The organism is Exiguobacterium sp. BMC-KP (genome assembly GCF_001275385.1).
Taxonomy (GTDB): domain Bacteria; phylum Bacillota; class Bacilli; order Exiguobacteriales; family Exiguobacteriaceae; genus Exiguobacterium_A.
In genome coordinates, this window is sequence record NZ_LGIW01000015.1 from 1,015,436 (window position 1) to 1,038,339 (window position 22,904).

The window sequence follows — 22,904 nt, forward strand, 5'->3', positions numbered from 1 at the left end:
GTCAATCACTCCCTATCCAAAATATTCCGAATCTTTAGGTCCATATGATGTATACCCCTCCTATGGAAGAGTTATGCTAAGGAAATAAAAAAAGTCCGCTCCATTAAGAGCAGACTCATTTTATTAAAATACTTTATCACCATTAAAGATTGAGTTCTTGACGACGACATAATCGACCGTACGAATCGCTTGCAGTTTGTTCCCACCAGCGTACGAAATCGCTGATTGCAGATCTTGCTCCATCTCGATCAACGTATCTGTCAGACTACCTTTATGTTCGACGAACATTTTCTTTCCTTCAACGTTCTTACGTTCCCCTTTTTGGAACTCAGACGCCGAGCCGAAGTATTCCTTGACGAGCACTCCGTCCACTTCATGTGTCTCACCTGGTGATTCTTCATGTCCTGCAAAGAGGGAACCAATCATGACCATCGAAGCACCGAATCGAACTGACTTTGCGATATCCCCATGCGTCCGAATACCACCATCAGCGATGATTGGTTTACTTGCCGCTTTCGCACACCAACGAAGTGCCGCTAGCTGCCAACCGCCCGTACCGAATCCTGTCTTAATCTTCGTGATACAGACCTTACCCGGTCCGATGCCTACTTTTGTTGCGTCTGCTCCCGCGTTTTCTAATTCGCGAACCGCTTCCGGTGTACCGACATTACCAGCGATGACAAAACTTGCCGGTAGAAGTGACTTGATGTGACGAATCATCTGAATGACGGCTTCTGAATGACCGTGCGCGATATCGATTGTAATGTATTCAGGAACCAATCCTTCTGCTGCGAGCTGTTCAATCAGCTGATATTCTTCTTCTTTGACGCCAACACTAATCGAAGCGAACAGTTCACGCTCTTGCATCATGCGAACGAATGCGAGACGACGTGCCGGTTCGAACCGGTGCATGATATAGAAATAATCGCCTTCTGCTAAGAATATCGCAATTGATTCATCAATGATCGTTTGCATGTTTGCCGGTACGACCGGAAGCTTAAAACGACGGCCACCGAATTCCACTGACGTATCACATTCCGAACGGCTACCAACGATTGATTTCGCTGGAATTAATTGAATATCTTCATAATCGAATACTACATCCATGAAAAACACCTCTAATTACGAATATTTTTTTAAATAATGGCGATAATCATTCGCCCCTTGACTACTATATCGAACTGCTATTACGCTGTCAAAGAAATTTTCGTGTTTTTAAGGTTTTTCATGAACTTTTTTAGTCATAAATAAAATAACGTTCGGTTTTTAAAGGTTTTGTTGTTGTAAATCAATCAACCAGCGCTCTTCCCACTCGAAATAACTTGTTGCCTCTGATTTCTCAAACACTTGATCGGGATAAGGCAACGCAAGTGGCGGACGCTCATTTTTCGGAAAATAAGCCAGTTGCTCGGACTCCCTATCGATTGCTTCAAGCGTTCCACCGACTACTTCACACTCGAATACCGTTGCTACATATTCAACTTCGTTTCCGTCTGGATATTTAAAGCGAAACGACTCCCCACCGAATGTCGCGATCAGGCGGACGGGTCGAACGAATAGACCCGTTTCTTCATAAACTTCGCGAATGACGGCTTGTGCATGAGATTCCCCTAGTTCAATCGCCCCGGCAGGCAAACTCCAAAATGGACCACCTGGATCTTGGAATAGGATGTGACCCGCTTCGTTACGGATGATTGCTGCGACGCATGGTGTAAACAGACGTTGTGTTCCGACATGTTGCCGTAGATTAGCATAATAATCAGAGATTGGCATGACGTAACTCCTCCCGGTCTTCTTTTAATAGAGCAAACAGAATAAAATCTTCCCATGCTTCATTGATGAAGAGATTTTGCTTTGCTATTCCTTCTTGACGAAATCCGACTTTTTCAAGAACACGGATCGATCCGATGTTTGCTGGCATGACTTCAGCACGAATCCGGTGGAACTGATGAACATCAAATAAGTGATCCACGAACAATCCGACCGCTTGAGCCATGTACCCTCGTCTTGAGAAGGAAGCATCCAACTGATAGCCGATCATGCACGTTTCTGCCGGTCCCCGCTGGATGAACATCGCTGAGACATCCCCAATCAATTGATCCGTTTCTGATAAAAAAACACCGTAAGCATAATACGCATCTTGTTTCATCAACTCTTGATGGCGCTGTATCCGTTCCCGCTGTCCTTCGACTGTATACTGTTCAGGCAACGGTTTAACCGGCATCCAGTGTTCGAAGTGTTCGCGGTTTCGCAAGTTCATTTCAAGAATAGTTGCTGCGTCCTCGAGAATATACGGACGAATGTAAATCGGTAACATCATTATTCCTCCTTTAGGTCATTATCTTTAGTTCAAGAAGTTTGGGTGTTTCATAATTTTTCTAGCGGGAATCTACATAATAGTTCATTACATTACAGTGACAGCATACTATAGAGAAAACTGTCGAAGAAGGAGTGACCTATGTATTCAGACACTGATTTGCTTCATCAAATCAAACGGCGTGATCCTGTCGCGCTTGAACGATTATATGATCGTTATGAAAAAACACTCTTTCTTTTATTTCGTCGTACACAAGTCGATGAAGCACTCATCCATTCTGCAATGACCGAATTATTCCGCACCGTTTGGGAACAACCAGCCCGATATCCAAATTTCCAAGGATTTATTTTGCATACATTACGGCAACTAAGTAACAAAAGAGAAGCTACTCCGACACGGTGAAAGAACACGTTATATTTTTTCGACACGGGTAGAATGAACCCTTTAAATCAATGATTTATTTAGAGAAGAACAGCTTAGTTTGTTCTTTTTTTGTTTTGTCCTTTCTTTTTCGATACAGGCATGCTATATTATTAAGTAATTATTGTTGTTCGGTGGAGATACGAAGTGTTTCACTTTATATTCGATGAAATTGATCACGGTAGTAATAATCAGTGTGCCAGTCACACGCAGGAGGCAATACACATGGAACAAGGTAAAGTAAAATGGTTTAACGCAGAAAAAGGATTCGGCTTCATCGAGCGCGAAAGCGGAGACGACGTATTCGTACACTTCTCAGCAATCCAATCTGAAGGTTTCAAATCACTTGACGAAGGTCAAGAGGTTTCTTTCGAAGTTGAAGAAGGCCAACGTGGACCACAAGCAACTAACGTTGTAAAACTTTAATTTCCTTTAGACCCTGCTTTGGCAGGGTCTTTTTTTGTGTCTAAATGTGCTACACTGACGATTCAAGAAGAGAGGAGTTTTTTTTATGACGCTCGAGAATACCATGCATCAGTTGCAAGAATCGATGCTAAAAGGAGATTTGACACAAGTCTCTCACCTGTTGTCGCCTGAATTTACATTTATCGATGCTTTAGGTCGGTCGTTTGATGCTGAGACGTATCTCGATCATTATGTCGATCCAGAAAACATTCGCTGGTTGTCACGAACTGATGATTTTTCATACATCGACCACTTCGAAGATACAGCGATTCAATATAGTTTGACAGAGGATCGGTTTGAATACGGCACGACGCAGTACGTCGGTCGTTTCCGTGTCGTTTCGGTCTATCGAGCGACAACTGAGGGCTGGAAATGGCACTTTGGTCAACTGACATCTCTTGATCCGTCGTAACGGATTGAGAGGTGTCTTTTTATTTTCATTTTTCCATTCATCGACAGTTGGAATTGCTTCTCATTTTTCATTCCGTTACACTTGAGTGGTACATATTTTCTGAAAATTCAAGAAGGAGTGTCCATCATGACGGTTTATAACTTCTCTGCCGGTCCGGCAGTCCTCCCTGCACCGGTCTTATTGAAGGCACAATCTGAACTACTCAATTATGAAAACTCAGGACAATCCGTTCTTGAAATGAGTCATCGTTCGCCAATTTTCGAATCGATTCGAGATGCAGCTGAACAATCATTGCGAAGGTTGATGTCGATTCCCGATACGTACTCCGTGCTGTTTATTCAAGGTGGAGCGACACTTCAATTTTCAATGTTACCGCAAAATTTGGCGACTAGGACGGGACGGATTGATTTTATTGATACCGGCGACTGGTCGACAAAAGCAATTGCGGATGCCAAACAGTATGCGACGGTCCAAGTCCTCGCCTCTTCCGCAAATGATGGTTATCGCTTTATTCCGGATGGACCATTTACGTCTTCAAGCGACTATCTGCATATTACTTGGAACAACACTTTAGAAGGAACGACATATCAGACACCACCCAAAGTCGATGTACCACTCGTTGCCGACGTCTCGTCCTCTATTTTGTCTGAACCGATACCAATCGAAGCCTTTGATGTCTTATATGCGGGTGCTCAAAAAAATTTAGGTGTCGCCGGCTTGACAGTTGTCATCATTAAGAATGACTTACTTGATCGTGTCCCTGATACGATCGGTGCCTACTTACGGTATGATATCCATGCGAAACAGCGTTCTCTTTACAATACGCCGCCAACGTTTAGTCTTTATATGACGAAATTGGTGCTCGAGTGGATTGAGGAGACAGGGCTTGAGACGATCACAGCGCGAAATGCCTCACAAGCACAACTCTTATATGAAGCAATCGATCAGTCGACTGTCTTTCATAATCATGTTGCCGTAAAGGATCGAAGTCGAATGAACCTCCCATTCTCGACCGGAAGCGAGACGGAAGACGCTACCTTCTTAGCTTTCGCCGAACGCCACAATCTTATTAACCTTGCTGGACATCGCTCGATTGGCGGAATGCGTGCGAGTCTCTATAACGCCATGCCGACTGAAGGGGTCGAAGCACTTATTCACATCATGCACCGTTTTGAACAGGGGGAACGTTAAATGTATCAAGTGCAATTATGGAACGACGTATCAGATAAAGGATTAAAACGATTTACAGAAGACTATCACGTTCAGCGCGAGTCAGAAAATCCAGATGCTTTTCTCGTCCGCAGTAAGGATTTGCATGATATGCGTTTTCCCGACAGTCTAAAAGCTGTCGCCCGTGCTGGCGTCGGTGTCAATACGATTCCGCTCGATCAACTCGCTAATCGTGGAATTCCAGTCTTTTCGACACCTGGCGCCAATGCCAATGCCGTCAAGGAACTTGTTATCGGAAGCTTATTCCTGACCGCACGAAAACTCGTCCCGAGTCTACTTTGGACGAATAATCTACGCGGACCGGATATTCCGGAACGAATCGAAGCGAACAAAAAGCAGTTCGTCGGAACAGAATTACTGGGGAAACGAATCGGAATCGTTGGACTTGGAGCGATTGGTGCGAGCTTAGCTAACACCCTTCACGAGCTTGGTATGACGGTTACCGGTTACGACCCACACATGTCGGTCGAATCGGCGTGGCGTGTCTCGAATCAAATTCACCGCGCGACGCAACTAGAAGAGTTACTCGCGACAAGCGACTACATCACGCTACATCTCCCGCTCGTTGACGCAACGACTGGTTTATTAGATGCTGCACTCTTCTCGAAAATGAAGCACGGTGCGACGTTACTCAATTTCTCGCGTGGAGAACTCGTCGATGAACAGGCGTTAGCCGATGTTCTTCGATCCGGTCGCCTTGCCAACTATGTGACCGATTTCCCAAATGCCTTTATTTTATCTCTTCCACGGGTGATTCCGTTACCGCATATCGGCGCATCAACGAGTGAGGCGGAAGAGAATTGTGCCATCATGGCTGTCGATCAGCTCCGGCTATTTCTTGAGACAGGAAACATTCGTAATGCTGTCAACTTCCCTGCAGTTGAGTTACCGTACACTGGAAAACGACGGATCACGATTGCTCACCACAATATTCCGAACATGGTCGGTCAAATCGCATCCGTATTAGCACAAGAATCCATCAATATCGCGAATATGATCAACGGAAGTAAAGATGCGATTGCTTATACAATCATCGATATCGATAATCATGCGGAAGAGACGATCTCGCTCGACCGTCTAAATCAAATTCCTGGCGTCTTGAAAACACGCCTACTTTAAAAGGAGTGATCCCATGCCAACATTCGAACCCTTTGCGGCGTTACGACCGGATTCAAAGTATGCAGCAGACTTTTCTGCCTTACCTTATGATGTCTATTCCCGCGAGGAAGCACGCGCTGAGATTCGTCGACGTCCACTGTCTTTTTTACGGATTGATAAAGCAGAAGCAACACTTCCTTCGCTCATTGCCGAAGACGATCCACGCGTTTATCAACAAGCAACTCTTGCTTTTGAAGAGAGTCAGACGAATGGTATCTTACAACTCGATCCGGACGAGACGTATTATATTTATCAATTATCAGATGGGACACATACGCAATCTGGTTTCGTCGGTTGTGTTGCCGTCGATGATTACGAGACGAATCAAATTCGTAAACATGAATTCACGCGTCCGGATAAAGAACGCGATCGTGTCCGTCACGTCGAACATCTAGAGGCTCACACAGGTCCAATTTTGCTCGCCCATCAAACGGATACCCAACTGCAAGAGATCGTCACGACGATTACTGCCGGTGATCCACTATATGATTTTACAGTTGACGGGATCACGCACCGGGTTTTCAAAGTGGTCGACCGAAATCATCTGTTGACAATTGGTAGCCAGTTTGCACGACACGATGCTCTCTACATCGCCGATGGTCACCATCGCGCTGCAGCTGCTGCCATCGCTGCTAGCCAAACTAATCAAGAGGAGGCACAGCGCTTTCTCGGTGTCTCGTTCCCACAAGATGAATTACGAATCCTCGGGTACCATCGTGTCATTGAAGATCTATATGGTCAATCTGTCGTTGACTTCCTTGAACGCTTAGCACATCGGTTTACAATCGCAAAAGGACGTGCTGAACAAACAAAGCAACATCAAATCGAAATGTACCTCAATCGACAATGGTATACGCTCACGTACGTTTCTGAGCGAACAGGGACAAAGGCGAACCTAGACGTCTCGATTCTTCAAGAAGAGCTCCTCACACCGTTACTTGGCATTGAAGATCCACGGACAGATGCGCGTATTCAATTCGTCGGTGGTCATAAAGGCTATGACGGACTCGAACAGCTTGTCGATGCCGGGCGTGCGGCAGTTGCCTTTCACTTGCATCCGACCTCGATTGAAGACTTGATGACAGTAGCTGATGCGGGAGAAGTCATGCCACCAAAATCGACTTGGTTCGAACCAAAACTACGAAGTGGATTGTTGATTCATCCGTTTCGTTCTTGAAAAATCATGCTTTAAAAAAGCAAGACGTGGACAACTTGTCCATGTCTTGCTTTTTTAAAGCATGTACTTCCCCTTAAAGTTGTCGCAAAATAACGGCCGACAAAGCCGGTATTTGAACAGCTTCTGACGCCGTTGTCTCGTCAAATAGATTCTTAAATGTTCCTTCAAGCGAAAAAATCTGTACTTCTTCGCTTACATTGACTGCAAGCAAATAAACATGGTCGCCCTGACGTCGTTCGACCACCATAAGTTGTTTGGACTCGTCAGCTAACTGAAAATGATACGTTCCGTCATTTGCTAAAATCGGGTGCTCTTTTCGAAGTGCAATTAATCGTGTCACATAGTCAAATAATTCATGATTCTGCTTCGTCTCATCCCACTCCATACAGGCACGATTGGAAGGATCTTGCCCTCCGGTCATTCCAATCTCATCACCGTAATAAATGACCGGTGTACCAGGAAACGTCAATAATGTAGCGAAAAGTAATTTCATCCGGTCGACGTTGCCTTTCGCCCGTGTTAATGCACGTGGTGTGTCGTGTGAGTCGATTAAGTTAAACATCACTTCGTTGACGTTTTGAGAGTGCCAGTTTAGATTCCGGCTGACCGCGTATGAGAAATCACGGACAGTTGTCTCGCCCGTCGCAAAACAAGTGAGAAAACTCTCTGTTAATCCGTAATTCATGACAGCATCGAATTGATCGCCAAGTAACCACGGTTGTGAATCCGTCCAGCATTCGCCGACGATATAGCACGTGCCGTTCGCAGCCCGAACTTCCTTACGAAATTCACGCCAAAACGCATGATCGACTTCACTAGCAACATCAAGACGCCAACCGTCGATTCCGAATTCTTCAACCCAGTAGCGTCCGACATGGAGCAAGTATTGTTTTACGTCCGGATGAGCAGTATTCAACTTAGGCATGTTCCGTTCAAAGGCAAACACTTCGTAATTCGGAAGCGACGGATCGACTGGGAACGAATCAATAGTGAACCAATTGGCGTACTTCGAGTCTTGTCCATTTTTTAAGACGTCTTGGAATGCTGGATGCTCTTCACTAATATGATTGAAGACGGCATCAAGTAACACACGGATACCGTTCTCATGCAACATCCCAATCATTTTACGAAACGTTTCCTCGTCTCCGAATGCCGGGTCGAGCTTCAAATAATCGAGTGTGTCGTACTTATGATTCGATGGCGCTTCAAAAACAGGGCAGAAATAGACACCAGTGACACCGAGTCGTTTTAAGTGATCGACATGATCGATGATCCCTTGAAAGTCTCCACCAAAGAAATTTTGAAAAGCTGGCGCTTCACTCCCCCATTTTTTCGTTCCCGCAGGATCATTCGTTGGATCTCCATTTGCGAATCGTTCTGGGAAAATTTGATACCAGACCGTGTCTTTGACCCAGTCCGGTGTATCAAAGACATCCGTCGCATGAACGTACGGGACGGAAAAATAGTAGCCCGGATGATCAAGTGGTGCTTCGCCATACCAGCCACGCTCCGTTAACACAGCTGTCGTATCACCATGCACTTCAAACCCATATCGTACACGTTTTCGTTCTGGACGGATTGCAACGAACCAGTAGTCATACGTTGCGTCACTTCCATTGTATTGCATCGGTGTTCGCTGTACTTTCCATGACTTCTCTTTCTCCGGATCAAAATTCCAATCGCGATCTTCTTCCTTCTCTGCTTCCCATTCATAGGGATCACCATGAATTAAATTTACTTCACGAACATCATCCTTAGCCGTCATAAGTCGAATATGGACGGTCCTTTGATCATAGGCATAAACGAATGGTGATAATGCGCGATGAACTACCCCAGCTTGATTCAAATTCTGCCACTCTCCCTTAAATTGATATATCTCTAACGGTAAAGTTCCTTTCTTCAGCTTCACCTAAACGTTTTTAAAGGAAATTCAACTGTTCCACCGACATTTTAGTTCAGTCTGTCAGGTAGTTTAAGGTATACTGATAACGCATAGGAAATCACGGATTTCTGACATTACGGAAAGAGAGTGGATACGAAATGGGTCGTAAATGGAATAACATTAAAGAAAAAAAGGCATCAAAAGACAAAAATACGAGTCGGATCTACGCAAAGTTCGGTCGTGAGATTTACGTAGCGGCAAAACAAGGAGAACCAGATCCTGAATCTAACCAAGCATTGAAGGTCGTTTTAGAACGAGCGAAGACATATAACGTTCCCCGTGCAATCGTCGATCGCGCAATCGAAAAAGCAAAAGGTGGAGCGGAAGAAAACTACGATGTGCTTCGGTATGAGGGATTCGGACCAAGCGGTTCAATGGTAATTGTTGAAACATTGACGAACAACGTCAACCGGACAGCTTCAGACGTCCGCGCTGCGTTTGGCAAAAATGGCGGAAACATGGGCGTTAGTGGATCCGTCGCTTACATGTTCGATGCGACTGCTATCTTTGCGTTTGAAGGAAAATCGGCAGATGACGTATTAGAATTGATGATGGAAGCGGATATTGATGTCCGCGATATCCTCGAAGAAGACGAGTCTGTCATCATCTATGCCGAGCCGGAACAGTTCCATGCTGTTCAAGAAGCGTTAAAAGCTGCAGGTATTACAGAGTTCTCACTTGCTGAACTCGTCATGCTGGCGCAAAATGAAGTCGCTTTGTCTGAAGACGACGTTGCACAATTCGAGAAAATGATTGATGCACTTGAAGACTTGGAAGATGTTCAACAGGTTTATCATAACGTAGAGCTATAATTAAAAAAGACAAGGAGCTGGTCACGACCAGCTCCTTGTCTTTTTTATTGTAGAATCCCTATATCGGTTAACGCCCAAACTCGGTAACGCACCGTCTGCACTCATCATAATGTATGAAACGCGTTTCATAACAAGAAGAAAAAAAGATTCATTTCTAATGTTTATTTCTTCAAGTTAATGGGAATAGTAATATTCGGAGTTGATTATAACTTATTTTGTTTTGAAGAAATAAAGGGAGGAACGAACGATGACATATTCTTTAATCGAAACATTCAAACACATCGTAAGCGAGGCAACCCGCTTTAAGCGCGTTGATTTCGGAGGTTACGACATTTATATGCAGACAACAGACGGACGAACAATTACGGCACACATCCGCTACGATGGTGGTGGTACAGACTTTAACGAGGCCTACCTGATGCTTGAATCAAGTACTGGTCAACGCCGTACGGTAACATTAACACTCTATCAGTTCGAACATCTCTCTTCTTATACGGCACACAGTGAACGGACACATGCCCTTGTCACAACGAGTGCTTGATTCAAAAAACACGCCTCTCATTCGAGAGACGTGTTTTTTAGTCTTCTTCTTGCTCTAGACGTTCGAGTTCCGCATGTGTTTGTGGAAATCCATTCGCTTGCCAGTCAGCGCGATGAATGGAGTCCAGTTGCGTTAAACCAACTTCTGCCGGATCGCGCTTCGCATCAACACTTGGTCGATGGTCAATATCGTCAGATGATGTTTTCCGTTGTTGATATTGTTGATATGCGATTGTTCCAATCGCTGCTAATCCACCTAAAATGACACCTGTCTTAAATGTGGCACGCATGAGATTTCCCCCTCTATGATCGATACATTGACTCTTGATAACTGTACCCGTGTTGACTGAATTTGAATCCTTTCCATGAGTTATCAACCGTTTTTTAAAAAAAATCAAAAAAAAAATTTAGTCTTTTCTGCCGTGTTCCTACATATTTAATAATTACGAGGAAAAATGGCTCTATCCCTTATGCTTCAACGCTTCACGTCATGCAAGAAGGAAAAAAGTACGCTATACTTGATTCAGAAACATCTTCGACGAACAAAATGAATCATGTCTTCTACTGGACAGTTCCGAGCTTCAATGGCTTGCGTTCGCGTCCCTTTTTCATTTTTGGTCGTCGATGTCACAAAGGAGGGAATTTCGTGTCCGTGATGCACGGGGCTATCTTACTGCCCATATTGATCAGTCTTTTCATTCCGCTTCTAGCGAAACGAATTCCGACTATTCATACCGGTTGGTTTGTACTTGTCGTACCTGTACTGCTCGTTTCGTATTTTAGCCGCTTTCTCCCTGGTACGATGTCGGGTGAGACGTATACGGCACGCATGCCATGGTTACCATCGCTCGGTATCGATTTCGTTACGTATCTTGACGGACTTGGCTTGTTATTCGCATTGTTGATTACCGGAATTGGTTCACTCGTCGTTCTTTATTCCATTTTTTATCTTGATGCGAAAAAAGAGTCACTCGGAACGTTTTATGTCTATTTATTAATGTTCATGACTGCAATGCTTGGTGTCGTGCTGTCAGACAACATGGTCGTTCTCTATCTATTCTGGGAATTGACATCAATCTCGTCTTTCTTATTGATTGCCTACTGGTACGAGCGTGAACGCTCTCGCTATGGCGCTCAAAAATCAATGCTGATCACTGTCTTCGGTGGACTGGCAATGCTTGGTGGAATCGCGATCCTCTCCACATTAAGCGGCTCACTCAGTATCCGGGAGACGTATGCATCGCTTGCATCAATTCAAGGCGAGCCATTCTTTACGGTTGCACTTGTCTTGTTCCTGCTAGCAGCGTTCACGAAATCCGCACAGTTTCCGTTCCATATCTGGTTACCGGATGCGATGGAAGCACCGACCCCTGTCAGTGCCTACTTGCACTCGGCAACGATGGTCAAAGCAGGCTTATATCTCGTTGCTCGTTTTAGCCCAATCTTCGCAGATGAGTCACTTTGGTTTTATCTCGTCTCATCTGTCGGAATATTCACCTTATTCTGGGGTTCATTGAATGCAGTGAAACAACATGATTTAAAAGGTATTCTCGCCTACTCAACGATTTCTCAGCTTGGATTGATCATGTCCTTACTCGGACTCGGAGCAGCCGCCCTGCACGTCGACGTGTTAGACGATGGACTGTACACAATTGCAACAGTCGCTGCAATCTTCCATTTGATCAACCACGCGACATTCAAAGGTAGTCTGTTCATGATGGCAGGAATCGTCGATCACGAGACCGGCACGCGCGATATCCGTAAACTCGGTGGACTTGCACAATTGATGCCGATCTCGATGACGATTGCGATGATCGGGACACTATCAATGGCAGGGATTCCACCGTTCAATGGTTTCTTAAGTAAAGAGATGTTCTTGACGGGAGTTCTTGAAGTCTCCGGATCAGACTTGTTTAACTTGCCGTCTTACGGATGGATCATTCCTGTCCTTGCCGTCGTCGGAAGCATCTTTACATTCGTCTACAGCATCTTGATCGTCCGGAAAACGTTCTTCGGTAAACGCCAAGACGACCAGTTGCCGAAAACACCACACGAGGCACCGATTGGTATGTTGATTCCACCACTCGTCCTTGTATCGCTCGTCGTCATCATCGGACTCTTCCCGAATCTTTTGTCGAATACATTGATTCGACCAGCAGTCGAAGCGATATTACCTCAAGTCGTTGATGCCGGTGGCAAGATTGATGTTCACATTACGATGTGGCACGGATTTAAACTAGAATTTTTCCTGACGTTACTCATTTTTACAGTCGGGTTTATCTTGTACAAGACACTGCCACGTTGGCAATCGCTTTATAACCGGATGCCACGTGCCATCTCACTCAACCATCAATATGACGCTCTGCTACGTCGTGGAGAGCAAACATCGACACGGATCCATGATACGGTCATGACCGGGTATATGCGGTCATACCTTGTCTATATCTTTGGTTTCATCGTCATCTTGATCTTAACAGCATTATACGGGTTCGACGCCTTCCGCTTCGCGGTTGATCCAATTAGCTCGATTCATGCTTACGAGATCATCTTAGCACTCGTCCTTGTCTCGAGTGCCCTCTCGATCACCTTTGCACGCTCGCGTCTGACATCAATCATCTTACTTGGTGTAACAGGTTATACGGTCGCTCTGTTCTTCGTCTTGTTCCGGGCACCAGACCTTGCTTTGACGCAACTCGTCATCGAGACGGTATCGGTCGCCTTGTTCTTACTCGTCTTTTATCGTTTGCCGGAAATCAGTCGGAAAGAAGAACGAATTCCGTTTAAGCTCGGAAATGCTTTAATCTCAGCACTCGTCGGATTGACGGTGACACTTGTCGCACTTGCTTCGCTCAGTCAGCGTTCATTTGCTTCGATTGCTAAATATTACATTGACAACGTCGCTGATCTTGCTGCTGGTGGGAACATGGTCAACGTCATTCTCGTCGACTTCCGTGGATTTGATACGTTGTTTGAGATTGCGGTTCTCGCACTTGCCGGAATCGGAATTTTCACGATGATTAAATTCAGACGAACAGGAGGGATGGATAAATGAAAAAGCAGGCAAAAAAGCATACGAATGATGTCATCTTAGAGTCCGCGACTTCCTTCATTACGTTCATCATCTTCCTGTTTGCTGTCTACTTGTTCTTTGCCGGACACTATACACCAGGTGGCGGTTTCATTGGCGGTCTCGTAACATCTTCTGCTCTCGTCTTGATCTTACTAGCTTATGATATCAAGACATTGCGCCGGATTTTGCCATTTGATTATAAATGGATCACAGCGCTTGGCATGTTGATTGCCGTACTAACGGCTTCAGGAGCGCTCGTGTTCAACGTGCCGTTCTTCACGCATGCGCATGATTATTTTAATCTGCCGTTGTTCGGCAAGACATCGCTTCACACAGCGATGTTGTTCGACCTCGGTGTATACCTTGTCGTCGTCGGTGTGACGATGACAATTATTCAAACGATTGGGGAGAGTGATTAATATGGAAATCATCATGGCGATCGCCGCAGGCATCCTAACGATGTGTGCCATTTATCTCATTCTTTCGAAAAGCATTCTTCGTATTATCATCGGAACAGGATTACTCAGTCACGCTGCTCATCTACTCGTCATGACAATGGGTGGATTAAAACGTGGTGCAGCTCCCGTTTTAAAGGATGGCGTGACTTCCTATACGGATCCACTACCACAAGCACTCGTTTTGACTGCCATCGTCATTAGCTTTGGTGTCACCGCCTTTTTCTTGGTGCTTGCGTATCGCGCTTACCAAGAGCTCGGAACCGATAATATCGAAGAGATGAAAGGAACCGATTCGAATGATTAACTTACCGCTATTACCGATCATCATCCCTTTGTTGACTGGTGTCATCTTAATGTTTTTCCCGCGACACCTCAAAGGACAACGAATCGTTTCCATCTTTTCGACGATTTTGACTGTCTGTGCATCCATTTACCTGGTTTTGACTGTCCGCTCAAATGGCATTTTGACTGTCACACTAGGTAGCTGGCCAGCGCCTTTTGGTATCACGCTCGTCTCTGACATGTTGTCTGCTTTACTCGTCACAACGACGAGCATACTTGTCCTAAGTATCATCTGGTATGCGATCGTTTATTTGAGCGATGCTTATCAACGGTATTACTATTTCATTGCCGTTCAGTTCCTGCTTGTTGGTGTCAACGGTGCCTTTACGACTGGCGATATCTTTAACATGTTTGTCTTCTTCGAAGTCTTCCTGATTTCGTCTTATGTCTTAATCGTTCTCGGCGGAAAGCCGGCACAATTACGAGAATCACTCAAGTATCTCTTGATTAACGTCATCTCGTCCGCCTTGTTCGTCATGACGGTTGCCTTCTTGTACGGCATCATTGGTTCACTCAGCATGGCGGATATCAGTCAGAAAATCACAGAGATCGGACAGCCAGCGATCCTAAACGTCATCGCCTTGTTATTCCTTGTCGTTTTCGGGTTAAAAGGTGCGATTTTCCCGCTCTACTTCTGGTTACCAGGCTCTTATCAAGTGCCACCGACCCCTGTTCTTGCCCTATTCGGTGCCTTATTGACGAAGGTTGGGGTATACGGGATTTTACGGACGTATAGTTTGTTCTTCTCAAACGAGATCGGAACGATTCATCAAATCTTAAGCGTCCTTGCCCTTAGTACAATCATCATCGGTGTCATTGGTGCGTTAGCGACACGGGATGCGAAACAAATCATCATTTACAACATCATCGTGGCTGTTGGGGTCATCTTGTATGGGGTTTCCCTCATGACACCACAAGCCCTAGAAGGGGCGATTTTCTACCTTCTTCACGATATGGTGATCAAGGCCGCATTGTTCTTACTCGTCGGTATCATGGTCGGAATCGCTGGTTCGAGTAAGCTGAAGGATATGGGTGGTATGATCAAAGCCTATCCTGTACTCGGTTGGACATTCTTCATCGCAGCGTTATCACTTGCCGGAATTCCACCACTTAGTGGATTCATCGGGAAATTCCTGATTGTTCGTGGCGGCATTGAAGCCGGTGAGTTGGTTGGACCAATCATCGTTTTACTATCGAGTTTGCTTGTCTTGTATTCCGTCGTCCAATTGTTCATGCGTGCCTTTTGGGGAACACCAAAGACATACTCAGGTGAAAAACAAGCGCTTGTTCCACGACTGCTGGCTCCTACGATTGCCTTAGTTGCGCTTAGCGTCCTCTATGGCGTAGGCGCTGAGGCGATGCGTCCACTCATTCAACAAGCCGTTGAACCGTTAACGAATCCAACGCTTTATATCGATGCCGTATTAAAAGGAGGTCGTTAATTCATGGCATTTCAAGTCTTGCTCAACTTATTTCTTGCATTCTTGTGGATGTTTCTTGCGAATAATTTCTCGGCCTCCGGTTTCGTCATCGGCTATGCACTAGGTCTGATTGCGATGTTCGCTTTCCGCCGCGGCTTTAAAGGTCGTTTTTATCTCGGACCCGTCGTCGCGCTCGTTTTGTTGTTTTTCCGCTTTCTCTACGAACTGGTCGTAGCGAACATCGATGTTCTAAAGATCATCTTAAAGCCGAAATTAGATATTCAGCCCGGTATCTTCGCCTATGAGACAGAACTCGATCAACCGTGGCAAGTCACATTGTTATCGATGCTGATTACCTTGACACCTGGAACACTTGTCGTCGATATCTCGGACGATAATAAGACACTTTATATTCATGCGCTTCATATGCCAGAAGTCGACGAAGCCGTCGCATCGATTCGCGATAGTTTTGAGAAAGCCATTCTGGAGGTGAGTCGGTGATGTTCGATATTTTAATCTATGTCGCACTCGGAGGCGTCTTCCTTTCAATGCTTGGCCTGTTTTACCGTGTCATTAAAGGTCCAAGTGTTGCGGATCGTGTTATCGCCTTAGATTCGATTGGTATCAGCTTGATTTCAATCGTTGGTCTTGTCTCGATCATCTTACGGACGAGCGACTACCTCGAAGTCATTCTTTTGATTGGTATACTCGCCTTCATCGGTACGGTTGCCTTTTCAAAATATATCGAGAAAGGAGAGATCATCGAACGTGATCGCAATCAATGAATTGATCGTCGCGGTCTTCGCCTTGCTCGGTATGGGATTTAGTCTCGTCACTGCGCTTGGGCTGATCCGCCTACCCGATGTTTATACGCGTGCTCACGCAGCATCTAAAAGTGCAACATTAGGCGTCATGTCGATTTTGATCGGCGTCATCATCTATTTCGTCACAGAAGACGGATTTTTCTCCTCTCGTGTCGTGCTCGGTATTCTATTCGTGCTCATCACAGCACCGATTGGGGGGCATTTAATCGCTCGTGCTGCGTATTACAGCAATGTCCCCTTGTGGAAATCGTCCGTTCGAGACGACTTATCCAAGAATAAAGAACATGTAGAACCAAAAAAACGCCAAGATGACGTATGAGTGTATCGATATGACAAAACCCTCGCTTCCATTGACGGAAACGAGGGTTTTTGATTAGGAACGCTGTAAGGGTGAAGAATCAAATAAGAGCGCCAACTCATCACGATTATCAAGCAACTCTTCTAGCGTATGCTGTTCCAGTTCTCGGATAAATGCTCGCAGTGCTCGCCCAAGTACACCTTTTAAACGACATCCAGGCTCAATGATACAATGGCCGTTGCTCCCAAAACACTCGACGATATCCATCGGTTCCATCTCGCGAACAACTTTCCCAATGTTAATGTCTTTTGGGTCACGTATTAAACGAAGCCCTCCTGAGCGACCTCTTGTTGATTCAACATATCCAAGTTTCGCTAACTGTTGAGTCACTTTCATTAAATGGTTGGATGAGATGCCATAATGCTGTGCAATCTGCGGCATTGGTGTGATGACATCCCGGTGCACTCCGAGATACATCAACACACGTAAACCATAATCCGTATACTGTGTAATTCTCACGATTTTCACTCCATTCTTTCCCAAAACTGCACTATTATCGTATCATGAAACAATAAAATCGCTACATTCTTTTATCTCATAATTTTTATATATGATGATACTCTATGTAGTTTACGAAAGAGATGAAATATTAGATTTAAAATACCAGATTTTTTACTCAAAAAAATACTTTTCCATTTCAAAATAGAAACAGAAAAGTACCTCTTAAATAACGTTATCAGATTTTTTGAAATGCTTTAGTAACTGCATTAAACCGATCCGCATAGTTTGTAAAGACACCTGTAGCTCCGTAGTCAAGCATACGAACCATATCCGCCTTTTCATTCACTGTATATGGATGTAGTAATAAATCATGTTTACGGATCGCGGTAACATTTTCGCGTGTCAAAGCCTTAAATGAAGGACCGACACCAACAGCATATTGTCGAATCGCTTTTAATCGTTCATCCGTTAATGTTTTAACTTCACCTGCTTCCATCAACTGAATAAGCGGTACATTCGAATCTAGAGCTCTGACTTTTTGAAGACTTTCTTCACTAAACGATTGAATTAAGACTTGACCTGGTTTTACACGATCACTCGATAAATCATAAGCTTTTAAGGTATCGAGTAGCTTCTGCTCCATACCAGGATAAACATCTGGTGATTTCGTTTCGATATAATAGTTCGCATGTTTACCATAAATCGAGAAAATTTCTTCAAGTGTAGGGACTTTCAAACCAACGTATGATTTGTTTGCCAGTGATGGATTTGCTTCATTGAACCAACTTCCTGCGTCTAGTTGTTTAATTTCTGATAACGTCATCTCTTTGACGGCACCTGTTCCGTTCGTCGTTCGATCGACGGTTTCGTCATGCATCGCAATCAATTGACCATCCTTCGTCATCTGTAGATCAATCTCGATGTAATCCGCTTTGAATTTCTTATATCCCATTTCGTAAGCCGGCATTGTATGCTCTGGTGCATATCCTGAAGCACCACGATGAGCAACATTAATGATCCGATTTGGGTCCAGCAAGGATTTTCCTTTTGATTGTGCTCCTGCATCTTCTGTTGCAAGACCTGTACTTAATATAGCTCCTGCAACCATCGTCAGTCCGAATTGTTTCAACATAATTGATTCCCCCTTGAAATATTCTTACAAGACTAATCCTAAATCGTATGTATGAAGCTGATATAGAGAAGATGTAAACTTCATTTCGTGATTTGATGACAAAGTGTTATCACGCCATAGAAAAAGACCCGCCAAAAAACGGGTCTTTTCTAATTGATTATGATTACGCCTCAAAAATCAATGATTCTGGATCTTCGAGCAAGTCTTTAATATGCTTCAGGAATGTAACAGCTTCTTTTCCATCAACGATCCGGTGATCATATGAGAGTGCAACATACATCATCGGACGGTTTTCCATGCGTTCTGCATCAATCGCAACAGGGCGCAAGTTGATCGCGTGCATACCGAGAATTGCTACTTGTGGACCGTTTAAGATTGGCGTCGACATGAGTGAACCGAACGTACCACCATTCGTGATCGTAAATGTACCACCTGTCAAATCAGATAGACCGAGTTTATTGTCACGTGCTTTGACAGCTAATTGAATGATGTCTTTTTCAATCTCAGCGAAGTTCTTCTTGTCCGCATCACGAACAACAGGAACGACAAGACCATCTGGTGCTGAAACGGCAATGCCGATATCGTAGAATTTTTTCAGGACGATTTCATCACCTTGAATCTCAGCATTTAAGTATGGCATCTTTTTAAGTGCTGCTACTGCTGCTTTCGTAAAGAATGACATGAAGCCAAGTTTAACTTCATTTTCTTTAACGAACTTTTCTTGACGACGTTTACGGAGTGCCATGACAGCAGACATATCGATTTCATTGAATGTCGTCAACATCGCTGCCGTTTGTTGAACTTCAACAAGACGATTCGCAATCGTCTTCCGTCGGCGTGACATCTTGATTCGCTCTTCTGGTTTACCAGGAGCGGCTGCTGGAGCTGGTGTCGGTGCAGCTGGCTTCGCAGCCGCCGGTTTTGCTTGCTCACGTGGTGCTACTTCAAACGTTGCAACGTCTTGGACACGAATCCGACCGAGTGGATCTTGTGTCGCGACTTGTGCTAAATCAATTCCTTTTTCACGAGCCAATTTACGAGCAGCTGGTGAAGCAATCGGACGATCCGCAACAGATGTACTTTCCGTCGCTGCAGCAGCAACGGGTTGCTCCGCTTTTTCTTCTGCTTTCGGTGTCTCTTTTGGCGCTTCTTGTGACGTTTGCGTCGTTGCTGGTTTTGGAGCTTCGCCTCCAGCAGAGATGACAGCAATCGTTTCCCCAACGCGGACTGTATCTCCCTCAGCAGCCATCACTTCCGTCAACGTACCCGCTTCATCTGACGGTACTTCGATGTTAACCTTATCTGTCTCAAGCTCAACGATGGCTTCCCCTTTTTCAACGTGATCACCTGGTTGTTTTAACCAAGACGCCACCGTTCCTTCTGTAATTGATTCGGCAAGTTCTGGTACTTTGATTTCCATCGTATTCTCCCCCTATGACTCGATTCTATATTAAGTTATGATGTGTGATTCGATACGTGTGATGGTGCTGTTGGTGTAGCAGTAGAAGCTGTCAACGCATCATTGATGATACGTGCCTGCTCTACTTTATGACCTGATGGGTCACCTTCAGCTGTACTTGAGCGACGACGACGACCGATGTAACGAACCGTTTGAATGTCGTTCGGTGCAACCGTCTCAAGACGTGGTTCTATAAATGACCAAGCACCCATATTTTTCGGTTCTTCTTGCACCCAGACCATCTCTTCGACGGATTCATATCGCGCGATGACTTCTTTTAGAGCTTTAGCCGGGAATGGATACAGTTCCTCGACACGAACGATCTGTAGCCAATCCAGATTCTCGTCTGATTTTGAAACAGCTTCTGCCAAATCGATTGCCATCTTACCAGAACAGAACACAAGGCGCTTGACACGCTCTGGTGCCTCACCAAGACCTGCTTGCTCGATGACACGGCGGAAGCTACCTTCCGTCAATTCAGAGACGTCAGATGTTGCAAGTGGATGGCGCAAGAGACTCTTCGGTGTCATGACGACGAGCGGGCGAACTTCCTCTTTTCCGAGAATCGCTGCTTGTCGACGTAACAAGTGGAAGTACTGAGCCGCACTCGATACGTTTGCGACCGTCCAGTTCTTCTCACCCGATAATGTCAAGAAACGTTCGAGACGACCACTCGAGTGTTCCGGTCCTTGTCCTTCATATCCGTGAGGAAGCAACATAACAAGACCTGACGTTTGTCCCCATTTTGCGCGGCTTGCTGAGATGAACTGGTCGAAAATGACTTGACCTGAGTTCGCAAAGTCGCCATACTGTGCTTCCCATAAGACAAGCGTTTCTGGTGCAAAGACATTATAGCCGTATTCAAAGCCAAGAACACCCGCCTCAGAGAGTGGACTGTTATAGACCGAGAACGAAGCTGTTGCCGTTGATAAAGCATGAAGTGGCGAGAATCCTTCTCCCGTTTTCACATCATGAAGATTGATATTCCGTTGTGCGAACGTTCCCCGTTCAGAATCTTGCCCGCTCAAGCGAATTGGTGTTCCATCCGAGAGAATCGAAGCGAACGCCAAGGTTTCAGCGTGACCCCAATCAATCCCGTTCTTCGTTGAGAACGCATCCGTCCGGCGCTTCAGAACCTTCTCAAGTTTATGGAACACTTGGAAGCCATCCGGCCATTGTAATAATTCTTCGTTGTACGCTGTTAGTGTTTCGATCGAGACACCTGTCTCGATTGTCGGTACGCCTTTAAAGACGACGTCCGGCATGACCCCACCATACTCTTTCTCCGCATTCGGTACTTTTTCACGAGCCGCTTTCATATGATCATTGATCGATGTCTCAATCGTTTGGATTTCCTCAGCTGTCGCATCCCCGTTCGCAACAAGCGTTTTTCCATATAAGACACGAATCGGATCATGTTTATGAATCAAATCGTATAAGACCGGATTTGTGTTCATTGGTTCATCCATTTCGTTATGACCAAAACGACGGTATCCAATCAAATCGATCATGACATCCTTCTTAAACGTCGCCCGGTACTCACTCGCGAGTAACGCAACAGCGAGACAGCTCTCCGGCTCATCCGCATTAACATGGAAGACTGGAATCTCGTAACCCTTAGCCAGGTCACTTGAGTAGCGCGTCGAACGCGAATCCGTTGGTTCTGTCGTAAAGCCGATCGTATTGTTCGCAATGATGTGAATCGTTCCGCCCGTGTTGTATCCTTTGAGGTTCGCTAAGTTCAGTGTCTCAGCAACGATTCCCTGTCCAGGGAACGCAGCATCCCCGTGAATCAGGATTGCAGCAGCGGCTGCTTGCTCTTGGCGTGGTGCACCTTTTTGCGTCCGATCATCTTGCGCTGCACGCGTGAAGCCTTCAACGACTGGGTCGACGAACTCAAGGTGCGATGGGTTGTTCGCAAGTGTCATCCGAACGTCGCGTGTCTTTTGCTCAAGTTTACGGTTTAATCCGAGGTGATACTTGACGTCTCCCGTCCAACCGTACGTGATGCCGATTGAGCCTTCAGACGGCACGAGGTCGTGGTTCGGTGCATGTTGGAACTCAGCAAAGATCATTTCATATGGTTTGCCGAGGACGTGAGCCAAAACGTTCAACCGTCCACGGTGTGCCATTCCAATATTGATCGTCTCCGACCCGTTCGAAATAAGGTGTCCGACGATCGTATCAAGCAATGGTACCATCGCGTCAAGTCCTTCGATGGAGAATCGCTTTTGACCGACATATGTTTTATGCAGGTATTTTTCAAATAGATCTGTCTCAGCCAAACGTTTGAACAATTGTTTCTTTTGTTCAGCGTCAAGTGTCGCTGTCAAAGCCCCTTGTTCGATTTTCTGACGAAGCCATTTCTTTTCATCCAAATCATCGACATGTTGGAATTCAACAGCTGCGGCACCTGTATACTGTGCTTTTAAATGCTCGATCCCTTCGAACGCGTCCTGTATACCAGGTTGTGGCTCTGGACAAACGAGTGAGACCGGCATTTTGCGAAGATCTGCTTCAGTCAAACCGTATTGATTTAATTCGAATAAACCTGTTTCTCGCGGATGGTCCTTCAGCGGATAGATATCCGCCGCAAGATGTCCTTTTGCACGAATTTGTTCCGCTAAACGATTCGCCGCAAGATATTTTTCGAAATCTCCTGTCTCGACTTGCATCGGTGTGACTGGTTCCGTCACTGGTGCGCCGTGCTCTTCGAAATAAGCACGCGTCTCCTCATCAACAGATGTTTTGTCTTCTAAAAAACGCTCGTACAATTCAATGATGTAGCCAAGGTTTGGTCCATAGAATGCTTGTTGATCTTGCTCGTGGCCTGCCATGTACGGTTCCCCCCGTTTCTATATTTCTCCCCACACACCTAATGGTTGTAAGATGTGTTTCCAGCCCTCTACCTGTTAGCGCTTTCAAA

The 22,904-nt window shown here is 45.3% G+C and carries 24 protein-coding genes; 15 read left to right on the forward strand and 9 right to left on the reverse strand.

From position 1 onward, the window contains the following. Window positions 1-123: 123 nt before the first annotated feature. From guaC to ADM98_RS11085, 3 genes are all read right to left on the reverse strand, one after another. Complete coding sequence (gene guaC / locus ADM98_RS11075) at window positions 124-1,107, reverse strand: GMP reductase (RefSeq protein ID WP_053453563.1); 984 nt, start codon at window positions 1,105-1,107, stop codon at window positions 124-126. Between the two features lie 159 nt (window positions 1,108-1,266). Further along, a complete protein-coding gene (locus tag ADM98_RS11080) occupies window positions 1,267-1,773 on the reverse strand; it encodes an NUDIX domain-containing protein (protein WP_053453564.1) in 507 nt (168 codons plus the stop codon). Further along, a complete protein-coding gene (locus ADM98_RS11085) occupies window positions 1,760-2,317 on the reverse strand; it encodes a GNAT family N-acetyltransferase (RefSeq protein WP_053453565.1) in 558 nt (185 codons plus the stop codon). Before ADM98_RS11085 ends, ADM98_RS11080 begins: the two co-directional genes overlap by 14 nt. A gap of 141 nt (window positions 2,318-2,458) precedes the next feature. Here ADM98_RS11085 and ADM98_RS11090 point away from each other — a divergent pair, with 141 nt between their 5' ends. The 6 genes from ADM98_RS11090 to ADM98_RS11115 all read left to right on the forward strand — a co-directional run bounded on the left by ADM98_RS11090 (window position 2,459) and on the right by ADM98_RS11115 (window position 7,179). Beyond that, window positions 2,459-2,719 carry a hypothetical protein gene (locus ADM98_RS11090; RefSeq protein WP_053453566.1) on the forward strand — a complete coding sequence of 87 codons (261 nt, stop codon included), beginning with the start codon at window positions 2,459-2,461 and terminating at the stop codon, window positions 2,717-2,719. A 243-nt stretch (window positions 2,720-2,962) separates the two neighbouring features. After that, complete coding sequence (locus ADM98_RS11095; RefSeq protein WP_023468529.1) at window positions 2,963-3,163, forward strand: cold-shock protein; 201 nt, start codon at window positions 2,963-2,965, stop codon at window positions 3,161-3,163. 85 nt (window positions 3,164-3,248) lie between these two features. Further along, window positions 3,249-3,614, forward strand: coding sequence for a nuclear transport factor 2 family protein (locus ADM98_RS11100; protein ID WP_053453567.1), 366 nt, complete (start codon window positions 3,249-3,251; stop codon window positions 3,612-3,614). Between the two features lie 126 nt (window positions 3,615-3,740). Then, window positions 3,741-4,805, forward strand: a complete 1,065-nt coding sequence (gene serC / locus ADM98_RS11105) for a 3-phosphoserine/phosphohydroxythreonine transaminase (RefSeq protein ID WP_053453568.1) — start codon at window positions 3,741-3,743, stop codon at window positions 4,803-4,805. Further along, window positions 4,806-5,963: a phosphoglycerate dehydrogenase gene (locus ADM98_RS11110; RefSeq protein ID WP_053453569.1), complete on the forward strand. Its 1,158-nt coding sequence runs from the start codon at window positions 4,806-4,808 to the stop codon at window positions 5,961-5,963. It begins immediately after the preceding gene. 13 nt (window positions 5,964-5,976) lie between these two features. After that, window positions 5,977-7,179: a DUF1015 domain-containing protein gene (locus ADM98_RS11115; RefSeq protein WP_053453570.1), complete on the forward strand. Its 1,203-nt coding sequence runs from the start codon at window positions 5,977-5,979 to the stop codon at window positions 7,177-7,179. 73 nt (window positions 7,180-7,252) lie between these two features. On the opposite strand, the gene ADM98_RS11120 is transcribed toward ADM98_RS11115, so the two are convergent. Further along, window positions 7,253-9,025, reverse strand: a complete 1,773-nt coding sequence (locus ADM98_RS11120) for a glycoside hydrolase family 13 protein (protein ID WP_053453571.1) — start codon at window positions 9,023-9,025, stop codon at window positions 7,253-7,255. A 194-nt stretch (window positions 9,026-9,219) separates the two neighbouring features. Here ADM98_RS11120 and ADM98_RS11125 point away from each other — a divergent pair, with 194 nt between their 5' ends. Together ADM98_RS11125 and ADM98_RS11130 are read left to right on the forward strand one after the other, a co-directional pair. After that, window positions 9,220-9,933: a YebC/PmpR family DNA-binding transcriptional regulator gene (locus ADM98_RS11125; RefSeq protein ID WP_053453572.1), complete on the forward strand. Its 714-nt coding sequence runs from the start codon at window positions 9,220-9,222 to the stop codon at window positions 9,931-9,933. Window positions 9,934-10,180: 247 nt separating this feature from the next. Next, a complete protein-coding gene (locus ADM98_RS11130; protein WP_053453573.1) occupies window positions 10,181-10,474 on the forward strand; it encodes a hypothetical protein in 294 nt (97 codons plus the stop codon). A 37-nt stretch (window positions 10,475-10,511) separates the two neighbouring features. Here the strand turns inward: ADM98_RS11130 and ADM98_RS11135 are convergent, their stop codons facing one another. After that, window positions 10,512-10,763 carry a hypothetical protein gene (locus ADM98_RS11135; protein ID WP_053453574.1) on the reverse strand — a complete coding sequence of 84 codons (252 nt, stop codon included), beginning with the start codon at window positions 10,761-10,763 and terminating at the stop codon, window positions 10,512-10,514. A gap of 356 nt (window positions 10,764-11,119) precedes the next feature. Here ADM98_RS11135 and ADM98_RS11140 point away from each other — a divergent pair, with 356 nt between their 5' ends. The 7 genes from ADM98_RS11140 to mnhG are packed head-to-tail and all read left to right on the forward strand — an operon-like array spanning window position 11,120 to window position 16,907. Then, window positions 11,120-13,525, forward strand: a complete 2,406-nt coding sequence (locus ADM98_RS11140) for a Na+/H+ antiporter subunit A (RefSeq protein WP_053453575.1) — start codon at window positions 11,120-11,122, stop codon at window positions 13,523-13,525. Next, on the forward strand, window positions 13,522-13,962 hold the full coding sequence (locus ADM98_RS11145) for a Na(+)/H(+) antiporter subunit B (protein WP_053453576.1): 441 nt from the start codon (window positions 13,522-13,524) through the stop codon (window positions 13,960-13,962). Before ADM98_RS11140 ends, ADM98_RS11145 begins: the two co-directional genes overlap by 4 nt. 1 nt (window position 13,963) lies before the next feature. Beyond that, the gene (locus tag ADM98_RS11150; protein ID WP_023468540.1) at window positions 13,964-14,305 is read left to right on the forward strand and encodes a Na(+)/H(+) antiporter subunit C; all 342 of its coding nucleotides are present in this window, start codon (window positions 13,964-13,966) and stop codon (window positions 14,303-14,305) included. After that, window positions 14,298-15,785 carry a Na+/H+ antiporter subunit D gene (locus ADM98_RS11155; protein ID WP_053453577.1) on the forward strand — a complete coding sequence of 496 codons (1,488 nt, stop codon included), beginning with the start codon at window positions 14,298-14,300 and terminating at the stop codon, window positions 15,783-15,785. Before ADM98_RS11150 ends, ADM98_RS11155 begins: the two co-directional genes overlap by 8 nt. A 3-nt stretch (window positions 15,786-15,788) precedes the next feature. Next, a complete protein-coding gene (locus ADM98_RS11160) occupies window positions 15,789-16,265 on the forward strand; it encodes a Na+/H+ antiporter subunit E (RefSeq protein ID WP_053453578.1) in 477 nt (158 codons plus the stop codon). 47 nt (window positions 16,266-16,312) lie between these two features. After that, window positions 16,313-16,549 carry a Na(+)/H(+) antiporter subunit F1 gene (locus tag ADM98_RS11165; RefSeq protein ID WP_369792030.1) on the forward strand — a complete coding sequence of 79 codons (237 nt, stop codon included), beginning with the start codon at window positions 16,313-16,315 and terminating at the stop codon, window positions 16,547-16,549. Next, window positions 16,533-16,907: a monovalent cation/H(+) antiporter subunit G gene (mnhG, locus tag ADM98_RS11170; RefSeq protein ID WP_082318548.1), complete on the forward strand. Its 375-nt coding sequence runs from the start codon at window positions 16,533-16,535 to the stop codon at window positions 16,905-16,907. The genes ADM98_RS11165 and mnhG overlap by 17 nt, the downstream gene beginning before the upstream one ends. A gap of 54 nt (window positions 16,908-16,961) precedes the next feature. On the opposite strand, the gene ADM98_RS11175 is transcribed toward mnhG, so the two are convergent. The 4 genes from ADM98_RS11175 to ADM98_RS11190 all read right to left on the reverse strand — a co-directional run bounded on the left by ADM98_RS11175 (window position 16,962) and on the right by ADM98_RS11190 (window position 22,815). Further along, a complete protein-coding gene (locus ADM98_RS11175) occupies window positions 16,962-17,405 on the reverse strand; it encodes an Rrf2 family transcriptional regulator (RefSeq protein ID WP_053453580.1) in 444 nt (147 codons plus the stop codon). A 217-nt stretch (window positions 17,406-17,622) separates the two neighbouring features. Continuing rightward, complete coding sequence (locus ADM98_RS11180; RefSeq protein WP_053453581.1) at window positions 17,623-18,519, reverse strand: glycerophosphodiester phosphodiesterase; 897 nt, start codon at window positions 18,517-18,519, stop codon at window positions 17,623-17,625. 163 nt (window positions 18,520-18,682) lie between these two features. Continuing rightward, the gene (odhB, locus tag ADM98_RS11185) at window positions 18,683-19,939 is read right to left on the reverse strand and encodes a 2-oxoglutarate dehydrogenase complex dihydrolipoyllysine-residue succinyltransferase (protein ID WP_053453582.1); all 1,257 of its coding nucleotides are present in this window, start codon (window positions 19,937-19,939) and stop codon (window positions 18,683-18,685) included. Window positions 19,940-19,974: 35 nt separating this feature from the next. Next, window positions 19,975-22,815: a 2-oxoglutarate dehydrogenase E1 component gene (locus ADM98_RS11190; protein ID WP_053453583.1), complete on the reverse strand. Its 2,841-nt coding sequence runs from the start codon at window positions 22,813-22,815 to the stop codon at window positions 19,975-19,977. Window positions 22,816-22,904 lie beyond the last annotated feature (89 nt).

What these genes read in the sequence shown, in the direction of transcription:
- ADM98_RS11100 (WP_053453567.1), top strand. Translation starts at nt 3,249, where the DNA reads ATGACGCTCGAGAATACCATGCATCAGTTGCAAGAATCGATGCTAAAA.
- ADM98_RS11115 (WP_053453570.1), top strand. Translation starts at nt 5,977, where the DNA reads ATGCCAACATTCGAACCCTTTGCGGCGTTACGACCGGATTCAAAGTAT.
- ADM98_RS11160 (WP_053453578.1), top strand. Translation starts at nt 15,789, where the DNA reads ATGGCATTTCAAGTCTTGCTCAACTTATTTCTTGCATTCTTGTGGATG.
- ADM98_RS11085 (WP_053453565.1), bottom strand. Translation starts at nt 2,317, where the DNA reads ATGTTACCGATTTACATTCGTCCGTATATTCTCGAGGACGCAGCAACT.
- ADM98_RS11145 (WP_053453576.1), top strand. Translation starts at nt 13,522, where the DNA reads ATGAAAAAGCAGGCAAAAAAGCATACGAATGATGTCATCTTAGAGTCC.
- odhB (WP_053453582.1), bottom strand. Translation starts at nt 19,939, where the DNA reads ATGGAAATCAAAGTACCAGAACTTGCCGAATCAATTACAGAAGGAACG.
- ADM98_RS11130 (WP_053453573.1), top strand. Translation starts at nt 10,181, where the DNA reads ATGACATATTCTTTAATCGAAACATTCAAACACATCGTAAGCGAGGCA.
- ADM98_RS11135 (WP_053453574.1), bottom strand. Translation starts at nt 10,763, where the DNA reads ATGCGTGCCACATTTAAGACAGGTGTCATTTTAGGTGGATTAGCAGCG.
- ADM98_RS11155 (WP_053453577.1), top strand. Translation starts at nt 14,298, where the DNA reads ATGATTAACTTACCGCTATTACCGATCATCATCCCTTTGTTGACTGGT.
- serC (WP_053453568.1), top strand. Translation starts at nt 3,741, where the DNA reads ATGACGGTTTATAACTTCTCTGCCGGTCCGGCAGTCCTCCCTGCACCG.
- ADM98_RS11180 (WP_053453581.1), bottom strand. Translation starts at nt 18,519, where the DNA reads ATGTTGAAACAATTCGGACTGACGATGGTTGCAGGAGCTATATTAAGT.
- guaC (WP_053453563.1), bottom strand. Translation starts at nt 1,107, where the DNA reads ATGGATGTAGTATTCGATTATGAAGATATTCAATTAATTCCAGCGAAA.
- ADM98_RS11110 (WP_053453569.1), top strand. Translation starts at nt 4,806, where the DNA reads ATGTATCAAGTGCAATTATGGAACGACGTATCAGATAAAGGATTAAAA.
- ADM98_RS11090 (WP_053453566.1), top strand. Translation starts at nt 2,459, where the DNA reads ATGTATTCAGACACTGATTTGCTTCATCAAATCAAACGGCGTGATCCT.
- ADM98_RS11165 (WP_369792030.1), top strand. Translation starts at nt 16,313, where the DNA reads ATGCTTGGCCTGTTTTACCGTGTCATTAAAGGTCCAAGTGTTGCGGAT.
- ADM98_RS11125 (WP_053453572.1), top strand. Translation starts at nt 9,220, where the DNA reads ATGGGTCGTAAATGGAATAACATTAAAGAAAAAAAGGCATCAAAAGAC.
- ADM98_RS11095 (WP_023468529.1), top strand. Translation starts at nt 2,963, where the DNA reads ATGGAACAAGGTAAAGTAAAATGGTTTAACGCAGAAAAAGGATTCGGC.
- ADM98_RS11190 (WP_053453583.1), bottom strand. Translation starts at nt 22,815, where the DNA reads ATGGCAGGCCACGAGCAAGATCAACAAGCATTCTATGGACCAAACCTT.
- ADM98_RS11150 (WP_023468540.1), top strand. Translation starts at nt 13,964, where the DNA reads ATGGAAATCATCATGGCGATCGCCGCAGGCATCCTAACGATGTGTGCC.
- ADM98_RS11080 (WP_053453564.1), bottom strand. Translation starts at nt 1,773, where the DNA reads ATGCCAATCTCTGATTATTATGCTAATCTACGGCAACATGTCGGAACA.